Source organism: Dietzia sp. HMSC21D01 (assembly GCF_001815995.1).
GTDB classification, from domain to species: domain Bacteria; phylum Actinomycetota; class Actinomycetes; order Mycobacteriales; family Mycobacteriaceae; genus Dietzia; species Dietzia cinnamea.
This window is the reverse complement of sequence record NZ_KV823719.1, coordinates 1-952: the sequence shown is the minus strand read 5'-3', so window position 1 is coordinate 952 and position 952 is coordinate 1. Positions and strand designations below refer to the sequence as shown.

Annotated in this window: 1 protein-coding gene and 1 pseudogene; one reads left to right on the top strand and one right to left on the bottom strand. The window is 74.7% G+C overall.

The window, feature by feature from the left end:
- Window positions 1-479 (top strand): annotated as a pseudogene (locus tag HMPREF3086_RS02630) (patatin); the annotation flags it as partial.
- 21 nt (window positions 480-500) lie between these two features.
- Here the strand turns inward: HMPREF3086_RS02630 and HMPREF3086_RS02625 are convergent.
- Window positions 501-952 (bottom strand): DUF732 domain-containing protein (locus HMPREF3086_RS02625; RefSeq protein WP_070720048.1); only part of this gene is annotated, 452 nt, incomplete at its 5' end.

Genomic DNA, 952 nt, shown 5'->3' with positions numbered 1-952 from the left:
CGGCGGGACGGCTGGCCGGCCGGATCCGCACCGCGGCGGCGGACGTCCGCGACGCCGACCTGATCCGGCTCATCGCCGCCCGTTTCGGTCAGGACCCCGAACCCGATCCGGACGTCGCCGCCGTCGACGGGGTGGACGCCGGTGCGACCGTCACCGCTTCCGACGGCTCGGTCGGTGCGAAGACGCCGCGGCAGCTCTCCCACGAGGTCGAGGAGGCCGTGGAGCACGGCGAGGAGGAGGTGGCCGACGGCGACGAGGAGTCGCTTCCCGCTTCGCTGCGCATCTTCGACGTGGTCACGCAATCCATCGAGGCGATGGAGAGCATCGTGACGGCCTACCGCCTCGCGGGCAACCGCCCGGACGTGCTGGTCGAGGTGCCCTCCGACGCGTGCTCGACCTTCGACTTCCACCGGGCAGACGAGCTCATCGCTCTCGGGCGACGGTTGACCGCGGAGGAACTCGACCGGGCCGGCGTCTGAGACAGGGCCGGGTCTCCCGCGTCAGGCGCCGCCCCCGGCCTCGCCGACCTCGCCGCCCCCGCCCCCGTCACCCTCGCCGACCTGCGGCAGGTGGTGCGAGCAGAACGCCTTGACCGCCGCCGTGACCACGACGGGCGCCTCGGTGACCGGGGCGTCGGGGTGGGCGTCGTTGTACTGCCGGAGCACGTCGACGTAGCCGGTTCCGGCGTCGAGCGAGGCGCATGCGTCGCGGCCGCGGGCGAGATAGTCCTGCTCGTTCCCGGCGTCCACGCCCACCCGCCCGATGTCGCGCAGGAACTCCTCGTCCGGGTTCCCCGACCCGCCCTCGCCGCCCGTGGAGTCCTCGGGCTGCGGTTGGTCGCCAGTCGTGGCGTCGGGGTCGCCCTCGCCGTCGTCGCGCGTGGCGTCACCCACCGCGCTCGTGGCCTCGGCGGCGGCGGACCCCACCGCGCTGGTGGCCTCGCCGACCGCCT